At 60.0% G+C, this 835-nt stretch carries 1 protein-coding gene; it reads left to right on the plus strand.

All coding sequences use genetic code 11. The features are described 5' to 3' along the window. The first annotated feature begins 59 nt into the window (after positions 1-59). Positions 60-776 carry an IS6 family transposase gene (locus KCN53_RS15970; RefSeq protein ID WP_088713534.1) on the plus strand — a complete coding sequence of 239 codons (717 nt, stop codon included), beginning with the start codon at positions 60-62 and terminating at the stop codon, positions 774-776. Positions 777-835: the final 59 nt, after the last annotated feature.

Below are 835 nucleotides of genomic sequence, written 5' to 3' on the forward strand. Positions count from 1 at the left end.
GGCTCTGTCAGACTAAATGCACCACTGACGACCGGCGCCTGATCCGCTAGCGCGGAGCGATGCCTAGATCGAGCAAAGCCAGAAGCCCGTTCCGCTGTTTCAATTCGTCGCCGGAGGTAATCCGCGCCGCGGTGATGCTCTACGTCCGGTACCCGCTCAGCCTGCGCAACGTAGAGGATCTGCTGGCCGAGCGCGGCATTGACATCTGCCATGAGACGGTGCGCTTCTGGTGGAACCGCTTTGGCCCGATGTTCGCGAAAGAGATCAAGCAGCGGCGCCGGTCGTATATGCGCGGCTTTCGCCAGTGGAAGTGGCACCTCGACGAGATGTACGTGAAGGTGAACGGCGAACAGCGCTATCTCTGGCGCGCCGTCGACCACGAGGGCGAGATCCTCGAGAGCTACGTTACGAAGGATCGAGACAAAGTTGCAGCGCTACGGTTCATGAAGAAGGCGCTCAAAACCTACGGTTCGCCCGAGGCCATCGTGACCGACGGTCTGCGGGCTTACGTTTCGGCGATGAACGTGCTCGGCAATCTGCCGAAGCAAGAGGTCGGCCGGCATCACAACAACAGAGCGGAGAACTCGCATTTACCGTTCCGACGACGAGAGCGGGCGATGCTCCGGTTCAGGAAAATGAGTTCACTGCAAAAGTTCGCTTCGGTCCACGCGAACGTCCACAATCACTTCAACTCAGAACGCCACCTCATCGACCGCCCGACCTACAAGACCCGCCGCTCCGCCGCCCAGGCGGAGTGGGCCAACCTCATGGCCTGAAAGTCGACGGGGAAGGGGTGAGTTGCGCGGAACAGAGACAAGTTGTCATTAGTCTGACA

Source organism: Pacificimonas aurantium (assembly GCF_020092905.1).
GTDB lineage: Bacteria > Pseudomonadota > Alphaproteobacteria > Sphingomonadales > Sphingomonadaceae > Pacificimonas > Pacificimonas aurantium.

Excerpts from the sequence above, each read along its gene's own strand:
- KCN53_RS15970 (WP_088713534.1), top strand. The coding sequence starts at position 60 with ATGCCTAGATCGAGCAAAGCCAGAAGCCCGTTCCGCTGTTTCAATTCG.